We start from the raw sequence: 13,781 nt of genomic DNA, 5'->3' as shown, positions 1-13,781 counted from the left end.
ATATCATATATGATTAATAAAAAATCAAGGGGTGAGTGTCCATGAAAAAAGCAAGGGTGAAGCTCCAAAAGTCAGATTATTCCGAAGAAATCGAAATACTGTCGAACCGCTATATATTAATGGACGGTAATAAGTATGAGGTATCACAAATAAAGTTGGATAACCCTATTTCTGGAACGGTATATGGAACATTATTAAACTATAAAGGATCATTGGAAGGATTGAAGGGAAAGTTCGACCATCCTCCCTATAATGAACCTCCTAAAGGGCCGATCCTTTATATTAAACCTAGAAACACGTTTTCCTCTTTTTCAAATCCAGTTCCCCTTCCAAACAGCATACCTGAATTGGAAATCGGGGCCGCACTTGGAATTGTAATCAGTAAAACGGCCACAAGAGTCAAGAAAGAACATGCATTGGATTATATAGAAGGATTTACGATTGCCAATGATATTAGCATCCCTCATGAAAGCGTTTTCCGCCCTGCTATCCGCCATAAAGCCCGTGATGGATTTTGCCCGATCGGTCCCTGGGTCGTATCCAAGGAATTTATATCCAACCCCGATTCTTTAGGAATCCGTGTATATATAAATGGAGAGCTAAGGCAAGAAAATTCAACTTCAAATCTAATTCGCTCCATATCACGCCTTATTGAGGATGTAACAGACTTCATGACTTTGAGTACGGGTGACGTCCTTCTGGTTGGAGTTCCAGAGAATGCACCGCTGGCAAAAGCCAATGATCATGTCAGAATAGAAATTGACGAAATCGGATATTTGGAAAATACCATCATTTCCGAAGAAAAACTGTCACTGGAGGGGATTTTATGAAGAGAGCACGTGTAGCCTATGCAGGTGCCATACATCCAGCAATTGAATATCATGGCCAGCTACAATTGGCGGATGGCCGGATTGTCAATGAGCAGAATGTTGTCTGGCTTCCCCCGGTGGAACCACGAACTGTCTTCGCGCTTGGCTTGAATTATGCAGACCATGCGAAGGAGCTTGCTTTTAAAGCCCCGGAAGAACCCCTTGCGTTCTTAAAAGGTCCCAATACCTTTATCGGCCACCGGGGACAGACAAGACGGCCTGCAGATGCAGCTTATATGCATTATGAATGTGAACTGGCAGTCGTCATCGGAAAAAAGGCGAAGAACATAAAAAAGGAAGAAGCCTTTAAGTATGTAAGTGGATATACGATCGCAAATGATTATGCAATACGGGATTATCTGGAGAATTACTACCGACCGAACTTAAAGGTCAAAAATCGCGATACCTGCACCCCCATTGGGCCGTGGCTAGTCGATGCCAAAGATATTCCAGATCCTTCGAATCTTGCCATCAAAACCTACGTCAACGGAAAATTGACTCAGCAAGGCAACACGAAAGACATGATTTTCAGCATTGCTGATTTAATTGAATATTTTAGCAGCTTCATGACATTGAGACCAGGCGATATCATATTGACAGGCACACCAGAAGGATTGGCGGATACTGCTGTAGGCGATGAAATCATCACTGAAATTGAAGGTATCGGGAAACTCGTCAGCACAATAGTCGGTGACGATATATTTACTGAAGGCGGGGATCTGCCTCACCTAAAATCCAGAATTAACGGAAGGGACTAATCACATGCCTCATATTATTATTGAATATACGGATAATATCAAAGATGAAATCCAGATTGACAACTTATTAAGGAAGGTGAATGATGTACTGATATCTTATCCTTCCATCTTTCCAATTGGCGGCATTCGTTCCCGGGCCATTGAATTGAAGCATTATCGTGTTGCCGATGGTACAGAGGATGATGCCTTTGTTCATGCCGTACTAAAAATTGGCGCTGGACGCCAGGACAGTGATAAAACCAAAGTATGTGACCAACTTTTCGAAACGATGGAAACCCATTTGTCATCCCTCTTTTCAAAAAGGTATCTTGCCCTCTCCATGGAACTTACGGAATTCAGTGACTTTGGCACATATAAAAAGAATAATATCCATAAACGATATAATAAATGAACAAGATTTCATATTTAAAGGCCTTCCTCATCATCGGGAAGGCCTTTAAATTAAAATGTTTTGCCAATGCTGCCGTGCTCAGTTTATTTCTGCAAGGTTTTCAGTGCGGTTCAAGAACTCCTTGACACGATCCACATATTCCTGTTTATCATAGCCGTTATATAAAGCGCTCGCCATACGGACCGGATCTCCAAAAAAGAATCTTTCGTACAGCGTTTGCCTGGATCCAAATGAACTCATGCATACATCCCATGCGAGACGATACAATTTTACCCTGTCATAGGCTCCGCCATTCGCGGCTTGAAGATATTTATCCAAATCCGGTCGAAGCTCGGAATTGAAATCGGCTTCATTTGGAATCGCCATTAAGCCGCTAGCTCCAAGAAGCTGCATTATTTCACTGAATCTAGGGTAAATCTTCGGATAATAATTACGGGCAATGTTTAATGGTGTAAAATCAGGTGTCATCATTCCCCATTTATCCACTTTCGCGTTTGCCTCCGAAGCTGTAATGAAAGCCTTTAGCGTTTCAAGCGCTATGATGACTTCCGAGATTTTCTCCTGAACATGCTGGTATTGCCCAATATTGATGGTTTCCACCATAAGTTGCAAAATCCCCAGAATGAACTCGGTTTTGGCGATATTCTTCGATACCACCTGATGGGTCATATGAACAACTGCATTGCTTTCATTATAAGCCTGGTTGCAAATGCCGACATCCCCATATGCAAATACCCGATTCCAAGGAACGACTACATCATCAAAAACGATAATCGTATCCATTTCCTCAAATCGTGAACCAAGTGGATGGTCAAAATGTGATTTGCCATAGTCGAATGATTCACGACAGATGAATTTCAACCCCGGTGTATTATTTGGTATGGAGAATGCGAATGCATAAGGGTTTTCTTCTTCTGATTGTTTTAGCAATGTTGAAGGGAAAACCATGATTTCATCCGTTATTCCACCTTGTGTAGCTAATAATCTGGCTCCCTTTATAATAAGCCCTTCTGAATTCTTGCCAGCAATCCGTGCAGCGATGTAAGGGTCCGGAAGCTTTGCGGCACTAACTCCCCTATTAACTTGGGGTTGAATCAAGGTATGTGTCAACGACAAATCCTCTTCCCGGCAGAGCTCATAATAATCCTTCATATTTTTTGCAAATGCCGAATCCTGAGTGCCGAACATATCCGCTGCAGTACCGTACGCCATCATCCCACTGTTGATATAGTCAGGGGAACGTCCCATCATTCCATTATTATGCCTTGCCCATTCTTGAATCATTTTCCTCCTTTTTTCAAGGTCTTCCTTAGTCCGCGGCTGCATGAATGAGGTCCCTACTCTTTCGTTTGAAGTTGGTGAAATATAAGTCATGATGTCATTTTTCGCGGAATCATGCTGCAAATCATATAATTCAGCCTGTGTTTTCATGACCCCTTTAAAAGCTGGGTGTTGACTGATCTTATCTTTTACTTGCTCTCCATTTATCCATACATTCGCCTTTGCTTTGTCTACCCTATCGATATATTCTTTACCTGTTTTAGCCGGCATGCTTGCATCCCCCTTTAGCATCAATGTAAATGAAGCGCTTACAATATAATAAATTCTAAATATTGAATTAATTTCTATAACAAAATATACCATGTGTTATGATATATATAAAATACTTAAAAAATTCAATATGTATATGTAAATCATATGTATGAGGTGTATCAAATGGACATTCGGCAGTTAAAATATTTTGTGACAATCGTTCAGGAAGAACAAGTAACAAAAGCTGCAAAAAAATTGCATATGGCTCAACCGCCCCTTAGCCAGCAACTTAAATTGATGGAAATGGAAATCGGTGAAAAACTTTTCGATCGGAATGGAAAGAAACTTGAACTCACTGAAACTGGCCATGTCCTATATAAAAAAGCTGAAGCTCTATTGAACCAGTTTGAAGAAACACTTCTGGAAGTGAAGGAAGTCAGTAAAGGGGTAAAGGGCACTCTTTCCATAGGGTCAGTAAAAACTTGCTTTTCTTACATTCCACAAAGGATGAAAACCTTTAGAGCAAAGTTTCCTGAGATACGCTTCAAGTTAATGGAAGGAGATACGTACCGTTTGACGGAAGGCTTAATAAACAGGGAAATCGAGTTGGCCATTGTGCGACTCCCAATTAACGGGAAGCGATTCTCATCGGTTAACCTTCCACCGGAAGATTTTGTACTTGTCACCCCAAATGATTGGGATATCCCAGACTGCATCGAATTTAAACAAATTAAGGAATTTCCCCTCTTATTGCTGCATAGGGTAAGCGGTCCAGGTACTTATGAACTTATAGTGGATGAGTGCTTCAGACATGGATTTGAACCTGCGGTTCTATGTGAATGTCCTGATGCTGCAATGATATTATCTTTAGTGAAGGAGGGAATAGGCGCTACCATCATGCCACGTACCACATCCAAATCGTTTTCAACCCAGGGTATAAAAATTGTCGAATTGATAGATTGTGAAGTACAATCCGAAGCCGCCCTTATTTGGCTCGAAGAACGCTATCTTTCCAAAGGCGCCGTCAAATTTCTAGAAACATTTTCTGAATGAATGGCCAGTTATCCTTAAACCTTCATATCATTTGTACCTCTTCTCATAATCTATGGTGTTGGTTTGAATTTCTATTCCAATGAAAAAGAAAAAAAGCAACCTAGATGGCTGCTTTTTAAATTCGATTCACAAGTGCGATGACCTGCACTTTATTTATAGGCACATCATTCAATGTCGCAAAACACCCTTAACATCATGACCGGTATTGGACTTTACGAGGATTTCATTATAATTGTCTTTTGTAACCGTTTCCAAACCAGTCCTGCGGTTACCGAGCATGGCACCCAAATAGCATGCAAGGAACCCAAGCGGAATGGAAACGATTCCTGGTGAATTCAAAGGAAAAATCGGGTCACCTGTCATAATGGTGGCTCCGGGGACCGGGTTCCAGACATTTGGACTTAGTGCCACGAGCAAAAGTGTACCAAAAAGACCTGTCATCATACCGACTATTGCACCGGTTTTATTGAATTTTTTCCAATAGATCGTAAGAAGGATGACTGGTAAATTCGAACTGGCGGCCAATGTAAAGGCAATCGATGCCAGAAACGCTACATTGAATTCCTGCAGACCTAATGATAAAACGATTGCAAGTGCAGTCACACCAATGGAAGCCCATCTAGCCATAGTCATTTGCTGTTTTTCCGTAGCTTTTCCATCTTTTAATATTTCATTGTAAAAATCATGTGAAAATGCCGTAGCACCTGTTAAAACGATTCCCGCAACAACTGCGAGTATCGTTGCAAAGGAAACGGCCGCAATAAAGGCGAATAAGATGTCCCCGCCCACAAGTTGGGCCAATAAAGGTGCAGCCATGTTACCCGCTGGATTAGCGGCCATGATATTCGATGTTCCAACCAACTTCGCAGCACCGAATCCGAGAAAAATGACCATGATATGAAAAGCACCCATAATCCACATCACCCAAACAACCGACTTCCTTGCCACTTGTGCATTCGGGACAGTCAAAAAACGGATTAATATGTGCGGTAGACCTGCCGTTCCCAGAATTAGGCCCAGAGACAAGGAAGCTGCATCCCACCCACTGGCATATTTAATACCTGCCTTCAGGTAATCTGCACCCATGGGTGTCGCTGTTTTCATTTCCGTGAAAATTCCGATGAAACTAAAATTCAACTTCCACATGACGATCATGAATAATATAAACACTCCGCCAATCAGCAGGATGGCTTTAATGATCTGCACCCAGCTCGTCGCCGTCATCCCCCCAAATAGAACAAATACCAACATTACAATACCTACGATGATGACAGAGGTATTATACGGGATGTCTAAAAGCAATTTAAATAAAGCACCTGCAGCAACAAGTTGACCCAGCATGTACATGACTGATATCACCAAGGTATTGAAAGCGGTCACTCCCCGGACCTGTTTATATTTAAACCTTGTAGTCACCATATCAGCCAATGTGTATTTCCCTAAGTTCCTTAAAGGTTCAGCCACTAGGAATAACACGACAAGGAATGATACAAGTGCTCCATACATCAGGAAAAATCCATCATACCCCGTTAAGGAAAATGCTCCAATCAACCCTAAAAACGTGGATGCCGACATAAAATCCCCGGCCAGTGCAAGTCCATTTTGCCTAGCGGTCAAACCGCCCCCAGCCGTATAAAAAGAGCCTGCCGTTTTAGTTTTTTTTGAAGCGAAATACGTAATGAAAAGGGTGCCTATCGACATTAGTGCAAAGAGAATAATAACTGTCCAATTCATGATTCAAAGCCCTTCTTTCTCGATGATTTCTTTTATTTGTTCATCGATTCCTTCTGATTTCCTTACATATATGCTGCAAACCCATACAGACATAACCGTAATGGAGACACCGTACACCCACGCCCATGTTATGTCTCCTATGAAAGGGTGATCCAGGATATTTGTGTAAAAAACTAAGAAGGGCAAAAGCAGGGAATATCCCATAAAGAAAATTGTAAAAGGGATGATGAATTTCTTTTTATCGGAAAGCATATTCTGAAACTCTTTGGAGGCAACAATCTTTTCATAATCCACTAGATTAGTTTGTTCTGATTCTTCAAGGTTTTTTTCCAACCGAACCATCAATTCACACCTCTACTTGTTTATATTTTTCCAAAGACGGTACTAGTAATCCGCCGCTTGCTTATTGGCCCATATCCCCCTCGATCCCCTAACCCAAACAAACTCATTTGCTGCAAGAGGTATAAATCCCCAATTCTTAAGCTCTCCGTACTCCTTTTGTCTAACCGATGACGCTTACAGATAGGGCAGCAGTAAGTTCCCACTGCTGCCCTTTCCTTTGACCATATCTTTTAAGTAATAGTCTTGGCTCGCATATCCGTCATCTTTTTCGACTTCTTTATTCTTTCACTTTTCCATTTGATATGAATCTCCTTTCCTTCCAATTTAAGAGAATCATTGAAATGTAAGTGCCAACTCAAGTGGGCGCTGAACATGAATGATATCCAAATCCATCTTTCTTCCTTTTCTTTGTGAAAGGTTACATTAAGAACTCAGTAAACAAATCTTCCAAAATCGAGCAGTTTTCCATCAACTATTCACCAGTTCTGTTCCCTTAAGCGGTGAACAGATATATGTCCGCCCTCTCCAAATTGATCATGATTTTCAATATGTTTTGCCGGGAAGCACAATCATTCACCCTATCCCCCCCCCCCCCGCTTCTTTTCAGATGATGAATTCGGGCTTGCTTTTTGCCAGAATCGGTTCTTCAAGAGGAACTTCTTCACCTGATATTATATCTAGAACAGCAGAAGCCTCATCAAACCATGAATCCGGAGCTTTGGCTCCCCAGAAGGTCTGACGCCTTGGATCATTCAAATCCCAATGAATCGGTTCGGTATCCGGGTCAGCTGTTAAGTAATCCCCATTATATAATTCGATTCTGTGACCGTCCGGGTCTCTTAAATATAGGAAGAATGCATTGGATAGGCCATGCCTTCCGGGACCGCGTTCGATGGACTGGGCATATCCTAGTGATGCCAGTACATCACAGGCATGGATAAGTGCAAGGGGGTCAGGCAGAAAGAAGCCTACATGATGAAGTCTTGGACCAAGTCCGTTCATGAATGCCTGGTCATGGACCGTTTGCTTTCTATGCAGCCACGTTGCCCATAATTGACCCGATTCATCCACTGTATCTTCCGAGCAGGCAAAACCTAATTCTTTCACATAAAAATCATGGGCTCTTTGCACATTCGTTACACTACAATTTACATGATCGATCCTTTGGACCCTTGAACCCCTATGCATATCGAATCGTTGCAGCAATCTCTCTGCTTTATCCATTTTGCTAAAAAACTCAACCGGCAATCCTGAAATATCCTGAACCCGGAGCGACTTGCCTAGTGCATGCTGTGTTCCTTCCTTCATCCACTTCATCTTCATTCCCTTGGACATGAAGAAAGATTCCAATTTTTCTAGGTCTTCCTCTTTTTCAACCTTGTATCCTATCGCTTCAACGCTTGGCTTTTCTGCCTTTTGCAAGATAAGAGAGTGATGATGCGCTTCCTCTAAACCACGTAAATATATGTGATCATTTGTTCTTTCCGTTTCAATGAAACCTAAAGCATCCACATAAAAGGCTCTTGATTTATCTAAATCTGTTACATTAAGTATCGTTCTTGCAACACGAATAATAGAAAAATTCATAGTATTCTCCCCTTCTTAAATGAAACCCGGTTTATTTTTCAGCAGAAGAAACGGCATTTCGTTTTATATCTCCAAATTTCGGAATGTGATGTTCCCCAATTGCTACGTGAATAACTTGTGTTTCCGTGTAGAATTCAAAGCTATAATGGCCACCTTCACGTCCTACCCCACTATATTTTGATCCTCCAAATGGTATCCGCAAATCCCTTACGTTTTGGGAATTCACCCAGACCATCCCGCTATCGACAGCTTGAGCAAACCTATGTCCACGTTTCATATCATTGGTCCATACATAAGCAGCTAGCCCATACTTTACATCGTTTGCCATTCTCAGTACTTCCTCTTCAGTCTTGAAAGGAATGACTGCCATGACTGGTCCAAAAATCTCTTCCTGGGCTACCGTCATCTCATTTGTACAGTTCAAGAGAAGCGTCGGGGCAATATAATTCCCTTCCTTGAACGCACTCGGTATGGCACCGCTTACAATTTGCGCCCCTTCATCTTTTGCTATATCCAGATAACGGGAGACATTATTAAAATGGTTACGATGGATCAGCGGTCCGATTTCCGTTTCTGGGTCCATTGGGTTTCCAATTTTTATATTATGAACACGTTCCTTCAATTCTGCAACGAACTGGTCTATTATCGATTCATGGACAAATAATCTGGAATTGGCTGTGCATCGCTCCCCATTGAATGAATAAATTCCCCAAACCACTGAATCCAGGGCCTTTTCCAGATCGGCATCTCCAAAGATGACCGCTGGCGATTTGCCCCCGAGCTCCATGGAAAAACGTTTCATTGTATCCGCACCATTTTTAATGATTTCAGCGCCAGTCGTCGTTTCTCCGGTAAAGGATATCAATTGGACTTCAGGATGGGCAACCAAGGACGCCCCTGCTGTCTCCCCAAAACCGTGAACGATATTGAATACCCCTTTCGGCAGACCGGATTGGTCAATGATTTGTGCCAATTTATTGGCAGTCAATGGAGACCATTCCGCCGGTTTAAGGACACATGTATTACCTGTAGCCAGAGCCGGGGCGATTTTCCAGGTTTCTAACATGAAAGGCGCATTCCAAGGAGTGATTAATCCTGCCACGCCTATTGGTTTATGAATCGTATAATTGATGAAAGTGTCATCCACTTGATATGACTCTCCTATTAGCCTGATTTTCACCATTTCAGAATAAAAACGGAAATTCTCCGCTCCCCTTGCCGCCTGTTTTTTTGTCTGGCTAATCGGCAACCCTGTATCAAGCGATTCCAAAAAGGAAATTTCTTCGGCATTTTCCTCAATTAAATCAGCAATCCTATTAATGTACTTCAACCTTTCTTCCACTTTCATCGTTCTCCATGGACCGTTATCGAATGCAGCTCTTGCAGCAGCTACCGCTTGATCAATATCCTCTTTAAACCCTTCTGCCACAATATTGATTGCCTGATTATTAAAAGGGCTTAGATTTTCAAATGTTTTTCCTGAAATACCATCAACAAATTGACCATTGATGTAATGCTTGACATCTTGCACGGGAAAAGTTTGCATGATAAATCCTCCTTTAAAATTAATTCGGGAAGATGACAATAATCGTTTGGATTAGTGCAATCTTCCCAATTTAGCAATTATGACTGGATTATTTGGTCAATCAATCCGTATGATTGAAGGGTTTCACGCAGTTCTTTCTCTAACGGTCCCGAAGGCGGTCCCATTGGCGGCCTCAATGCAGGATTGATTTTCCCCATCATCCCCATCGCAGCCTTTAATGGTCCTGGATTGGTTTCTTTAAACAAAACATCATTCAATGGCATTAATTTGTAATGGAGATCAAGTGCCTTTTCCACATCACCATCGACCCAATGATTATAAATTTCCGCCACTTCTTTAGGAGTGATATTAGCTGTAGCACTAATATGTCCTGCCCCTCCAATAGCCAACATTGGATAGCATAATAATTCGATGCCCGAATATAAAAGAAAATCCCTTCCACAATTCAATAAGACACGGTTCACATGTTCGAAATCCTTATTAGATTCCTTTACACCAATAATATTTTCGCAATCTTCAGCTAAGCGTGCCAATGTCTTCACTTCTAAATTCGTCCCCGTTCTTCCGGGAATGTTATAAACGATAATCGGGATATCAACGGAATCGGCTACCGTCTTAAAATGATTGTAAAGTGCCTGTTGATTCGGCTTATTGTAATAAGGAACGATGACTAAAGCAGCATCCGCCCCCATTTCCTGTGCCCTTTTTGTCAAATGCAACGTTTCTTTCTGATTGGCAGATCCTGTACCTGGTGCAACTGGAACACGGGATTTCGCTGTTCTAATTGCCGTTTCCATCACTAATTCCCGTTCCTCAATCGTTAAAGAACTCGGCTCGCCGGTAGTCCCGCATACCGAGATTCCATGGGAACCGCTTTCAATATGCCAGTTTACCAGATTTTCAATTGCCTTTACATCCACATCCATCTTGTCATCAAACGGAGTGATAACTGGAGCTATTGATCCTCTTAACCGACTTTTGATTTCCTCGTACATTTTTTCTACCACCCTTCCATTTATTTGAATATTCGGAATAATCAAAGTGAAAAAATCGGCTTTGCTTTTATGAATAATCGATCGACTATTATAAAACAAAGCCTGGGTCATCAAAGTGCCTGATCGTGATTAGTTTCCGCCCTCTGCTTGAATGTACTAATGGCATTCAATTTATGCTTTCTCACCAATGATTCAATTTCTTCAAAAGATGCTTTTTCCTTTAAAAGCTTTATGATGCTTTCATGTTCTCGAATCGATTGGACTGCGCGTTGCGGCACCATTGTGAACATGGACTTTCTGACTCTATTCATTCTTTGCTGCGCCTGTTTAATTTCCTCCTTTAAAAAGGAATTTCCGCACTTTTCATAAATTTGTGCATGGAAACATTCGTTTAACTTACCAAACAGCTCTAATTCAAAGTTATGGAGGGCTTTTTCCATTTCTTTGTTTAAATTAATCAGATTTTCAAAATCTTGATCATTCATCGTTAAAGAACTGAGGGCAGCCGCATATCCTTCAAGCAAAGATAAAACTGAAAGGGTTTCAATGTATTCGCTTTCATTTATGCTTGTTACAACTGCTCCACTATAAGGCTTATATTGAATAAGGCCGTCAGATTCAAGCTGTCTGATCGCTTCCCTGACAGGAATCGGACTTAAACTTAGTTCTTTTGCCTTTTGATCAATGATGATCCGCTGTCCGGAACCATATGTTCCATCCAAAATTAATTTACGAAGGTGCTCATAAGCTATTTGCTTTTTGCTGGGGTTTTTGTTTTTCTCTTCCATATTTTCATCATATATGAAATCATATATGATTGCAATCGATTTTTATTAAAAATCATATATGATTTTCTTTATTCTTTACAAGCTTGTTTAATGAACTGTTTTCTCTGAAGGTCTTAATGGGACAAAAAACTCCATTGATGAAGGGAGGCCAGTAATTCACCTTCCCTTGCCATAGTGAAGTGAGCTAAAATACTTATCATGTCTTCTCCCCGAAAGTACCATATCAAAATATAATTCAAAAAAAAAACCTGCAGACCCTGATGTAGCCAGGCCGGCAGGTTATTAAAAAATTATGCCATTTTGGATTTAACGAATGAATGTATTCTTTCAACTGCTGCTTCCAGCAGTTCCAGTGAAGTTGCATAAGAGAGTCTGATGTTATCAGGTGCACCAAACCCTGAACCTGGGATAACAGCCACTTGAGCTTCTTCCAGCAACGCAGTCGTGAAATCTTCGACATTGCTGTACCCTGTTAATTCAACCGCATGTTTAACGTTCGGGAATAAATAAAATGCCCCTTGTGGTTTAATGCAGCTAATGCCTGGAATTTCAACCAATTTATCATATATCTTATTCAAACGGCCTTCAAACGCCTGACGCATTTCTTCAACAGGCTCTTGTGTACCCTCATAAGCCGCAATCGCACCATATTGAGCAGTTGTGGTAGGATTAGATGTGCTATGGCTGGCAAGGTTCGTCATTGCTTTAATGATGGATTCTTCACCGACAGCATAACCAATTCTCCATCCAGTCATCGAATGCGATTTAGAAACACCGTTGATGATGATCGTTTGCTTTTTCAATTCAGGTGAAATCTCTGCAATGGATGTATGTTTAGCATTTCCATAAACCAATTTTTCGTAAATTTCGTCGGAAACGATCAAGATATCATGAGCCAGGCAAACTTCCCCGATAGCCGCCAATTCTTCCCTGGAATAAAGCATGCCCGTTGGATTGCTTGGCGAATTGATGATAACGGCTTTCGTTTTTTCGGTAATTGCTTGTTCCAATTGTTCTTTTGTGATTTTATATTGATTTTCTTCCGTACCGACTACATAAACTGGCTTTCCGTCAGCAAGCTTGATTTGCTCAGGATAGCTCACCCAATAAGGTATCGGAACAATGACTTCATCTTCTTCATCCAGGATGGCTTGAAACAATGTGTAAAGCGCGTGCTTTGCACCTGAACCAACTAAAATTTCAGATGGTTTGTATTCCAAGCCTTGATCACGCTTCAATTTAGCCGCAATTGCTTCTTTTAGCTTCGGCAGACCAGCGGATGGCGTGTATTTAGTTTGACCTTCATTCATGGATAGAAGTGCTGCATCTATGATATGTTGGGGCGTATTATAGTCTGGTTCACCAGCACCCAAACCAATTATATCTAGACCCTGGGCCTTAAGTTCCTTTGCTTTTGCCGTAATGGCCAATGTTGTTGATGGCGTTAATGACTGAACCCGGTTCGCTAATTTCATTTTAAATTAATCCTCCATTCTAAATGCTTCGATAATACTTTAGCCATTCCCCAGTTTTAAAATCATAATAGTCATAGTTAAAACGCTCGGATTCATCAAGATACGTTACTTCCCAAAGCGGAACGTTCTTTTCCATGCCCAGCTTAACCGAAATGATTTTTTGGGGATTAAGCTTTTCTTTGACAATGTTCAAGATCTCTTTTTTGGATTTACCATCTTTATAGTTTTCCACTACTATTTCTTTCTTCTTATCCTCAGGAAGCCAGACTATTTTTTTAGTCCCTTTTTCTCCCTTACCAATGATGACGGAGTATGAATCCTGCCCATTATAAAGGTAGAATTCTTCCATGGTCACAAGGCCGCCCTCTTCCTTCGCCTTTTTAAAAGCCTCATTACCAGCCTCTTTTTTAGGCTGCAACGCTTTAATATATGCCCCGCTGACAAATCCGATAAAACAAAGGACCAGGATAGAAGCAATAATCAACCATTTTTTCAAAGCTGCTTTTCCCTCTTTCTATGTACGATAAATTGTAAATATCGCTTTTTCTTGATCTTCGGAATCCAATGCCAGACCGAACATCAAATCATCTTTTTTCAATGTTCGGTTCAAGGAATCCACAATTTTATACAGATCAGGAGAATGTTGCAACCTGACTGTTGAAATTACTTCGATTTTACTTTCCATGAAAACGCCCCTCCATTTTAATAAA

The 13,781-nt window shown here is 41.1% G+C and carries 14 protein-coding genes; 4 read left to right on the top strand and 10 right to left on the bottom strand.

The annotated features are described in order from the left end of the window. Positions 1–41 precede the first annotated feature (41 nt). From J7E52_RS21765 to J7E52_RS21755, 3 genes are read left to right on the top strand one after another with little or no spacing between them, the layout of a single operon-like run. On the top strand, positions 42–830 hold the full coding sequence (locus tag J7E52_RS21765) for a fumarylacetoacetate hydrolase family protein (protein WP_214750493.1): 789 nt from the start codon (positions 42–44) through the stop codon (positions 828–830). Continuing rightward, the gene (locus J7E52_RS21760; protein ID WP_214750492.1) at positions 827–1,627 is read left to right on the top strand and encodes a fumarylacetoacetate hydrolase family protein; all 801 of its coding nucleotides are present in this window, start codon (positions 827–829) and stop codon (positions 1,625–1,627) included. Before J7E52_RS21765 ends, J7E52_RS21760 begins: the two co-directional genes overlap by 4 nt. Positions 1,628–1,631: 4 nt before the next feature. Beyond that, positions 1,632–2,018, top strand: a complete 387-nt coding sequence (locus J7E52_RS21755; RefSeq protein WP_214750491.1) for a 5-carboxymethyl-2-hydroxymuconate Delta-isomerase — start codon at positions 1,632–1,634, stop codon at positions 2,016–2,018. Positions 2,019–2,096: 78 nt separating this feature from the next. On the opposite strand, the gene hpaB is transcribed toward J7E52_RS21755, so the two are convergent. After that, positions 2,097–3,569 (bottom strand): 4-hydroxyphenylacetate 3-monooxygenase, oxygenase component, encoded by a 1,473-nt coding sequence (gene hpaB, locus J7E52_RS21750; RefSeq protein WP_214750490.1) that lies wholly within the window; start codon positions 3,567–3,569, stop codon positions 2,097–2,099. Positions 3,570–3,734: 165 nt separating this feature from the next. On the opposite strand from hpaB, the gene J7E52_RS21745 reads away from it, so the two are divergent. Continuing rightward, positions 3,735–4,604 (top strand): LysR family transcriptional regulator, encoded by an 870-nt coding sequence (locus J7E52_RS21745; RefSeq protein ID WP_214750489.1) that lies wholly within the window; start codon positions 3,735–3,737, stop codon positions 4,602–4,604. Between the two features lie 168 nt (positions 4,605–4,772). On the opposite strand, the gene J7E52_RS21740 is transcribed toward J7E52_RS21745, so the two are convergent. The 9 genes from J7E52_RS21740 to J7E52_RS21700 all read right to left on the bottom strand — a co-directional run bounded on the left by J7E52_RS21740 (position 4,773) and on the right by J7E52_RS21700 (position 13,756). Next, positions 4,773–6,338 (bottom strand): solute symporter family protein, encoded by a 1,566-nt coding sequence (locus tag J7E52_RS21740; RefSeq protein ID WP_214750488.1) that lies wholly within the window; start codon positions 6,336–6,338, stop codon positions 4,773–4,775. 3 nt (positions 6,339–6,341) lie between these two features. Continuing rightward, the gene (locus J7E52_RS21735; RefSeq protein ID WP_214750487.1) at positions 6,342–6,680 is read right to left on the bottom strand and encodes a DUF485 domain-containing protein; all 339 of its coding nucleotides are present in this window, start codon (positions 6,678–6,680) and stop codon (positions 6,342–6,344) included. A gap of 603 nt (positions 6,681–7,283) precedes the next feature. After that, positions 7,284–8,267: a 3,4-dihydroxyphenylacetate 2,3-dioxygenase gene (hpaD, locus tag J7E52_RS21730; protein ID WP_214750486.1), complete on the bottom strand. Its 984-nt coding sequence runs from the start codon at positions 8,265–8,267 to the stop codon at positions 7,284–7,286. A 31-nt stretch (positions 8,268–8,298) separates the two neighbouring features. Then, positions 8,299–9,813 carry a 5-carboxymethyl-2-hydroxymuconate semialdehyde dehydrogenase gene (gene hpaE, locus J7E52_RS21725; RefSeq protein WP_214750485.1) on the bottom strand — a complete coding sequence of 505 codons (1,515 nt, stop codon included), beginning with the start codon at positions 9,811–9,813 and terminating at the stop codon, positions 8,299–8,301. Positions 9,814–9,890: 77 nt separating this feature from the next. Next, the gene (gene hpaI / locus J7E52_RS21720; protein ID WP_214750484.1) at positions 9,891–10,808 is read right to left on the bottom strand and encodes a 2,4-dihydroxyhept-2-ene-1,7-dioic acid aldolase; all 918 of its coding nucleotides are present in this window, start codon (positions 10,806–10,808) and stop codon (positions 9,891–9,893) included. A 110-nt stretch (positions 10,809–10,918) separates the two neighbouring features. Continuing rightward, positions 10,919–11,596: a GntR family transcriptional regulator gene (locus tag J7E52_RS21715; protein ID WP_214750483.1), complete on the bottom strand. Its 678-nt coding sequence runs from the start codon at positions 11,594–11,596 to the stop codon at positions 10,919–10,921. A gap of 290 nt (positions 11,597–11,886) precedes the next feature. Further along, complete coding sequence (locus J7E52_RS21710) at positions 11,887–13,071, bottom strand: pyridoxal phosphate-dependent aminotransferase (protein WP_214750482.1); 1,185 nt, start codon at positions 13,069–13,071, stop codon at positions 11,887–11,889. Positions 13,072–13,090: 19 nt separating this feature from the next. Continuing rightward, positions 13,091–13,567, bottom strand: a complete 477-nt coding sequence (locus J7E52_RS21705; protein ID WP_063233239.1) for a cell wall elongation regulator TseB-like domain-containing protein — start codon at positions 13,565–13,567, stop codon at positions 13,091–13,093. Positions 13,568–13,585: 18 nt separating this feature from the next. Then, complete coding sequence (locus J7E52_RS21700; RefSeq protein WP_064505144.1) at positions 13,586–13,756, bottom strand: YpmA family protein; 171 nt, start codon at positions 13,754–13,756, stop codon at positions 13,586–13,588. Positions 13,757–13,781 lie beyond the last annotated feature (25 nt).

This window comes from Bacillus sp. ISL-34 (genome assembly GCF_018613325.1).
Lineage (GTDB): Bacteria > Bacillota > Bacilli > Bacillales > DSM-1321 > Peribacillus.
This window is presented reverse-complemented; position numbering and strand designations above follow the sequence as displayed.

Coding starts and splice junctions, on each gene's coding strand:
- J7E52_RS21765 (WP_214750493.1), top strand. CDS start 42: ATGAAAAAAGCAAGGGTGAAGCTCCAAAAGTCAGATTATTCCGAAGAA.
- J7E52_RS21760 (WP_214750492.1), top strand. CDS start 827: ATGAAGAGAGCACGTGTAGCCTATGCAGGTGCCATACATCCAGCAATT.
- J7E52_RS21755 (WP_214750491.1), top strand. CDS start 1,632: ATGCCTCATATTATTATTGAATATACGGATAATATCAAAGATGAAATC.
- hpaB (WP_214750490.1), bottom strand. CDS start 3,569: ATGCCGGCTAAAACAGGTAAAGAATATATCGATAGGGTAGACAAAGCA.
- J7E52_RS21745 (WP_214750489.1), top strand. CDS start 3,735: ATGGACATTCGGCAGTTAAAATATTTTGTGACAATCGTTCAGGAAGAA.
- J7E52_RS21740 (WP_214750488.1), bottom strand. CDS start 6,338: ATGAATTGGACAGTTATTATTCTCTTTGCACTAATGTCGATAGGCACC.
- J7E52_RS21735 (WP_214750487.1), bottom strand. CDS start 6,680: ATGGTTCGGTTGGAAAAAAACCTTGAAGAATCAGAACAAACTAATCTA.
- hpaD (WP_214750486.1), bottom strand. CDS start 8,267: ATGAATTTTTCTATTATTCGTGTTGCAAGAACGATACTTAATGTAACA.
- hpaE (WP_214750485.1), bottom strand. CDS start 9,813: ATGCAAACTTTTCCCGTGCAAGATGTCAAGCATTACATCAATGGTCAA.
- hpaI (WP_214750484.1), bottom strand. CDS start 10,808: ATGTACGAGGAAATCAAAAGTCGGTTAAGAGGATCAATAGCTCCAGTT.
- J7E52_RS21715 (WP_214750483.1), bottom strand. CDS start 11,596: ATGGAAGAGAAAAACAAAAACCCCAGCAAAAAGCAAATAGCTTATGAG.
- J7E52_RS21710 (WP_214750482.1), bottom strand. CDS start 13,071: ATGAAATTAGCGAACCGGGTTCAGTCATTAACGCCATCAACAACATTG.
- J7E52_RS21700 (WP_064505144.1), bottom strand. CDS start 13,756: ATGGAAAGTAAAATCGAAGTAATTTCAACAGTCAGGTTGCAACATTCT.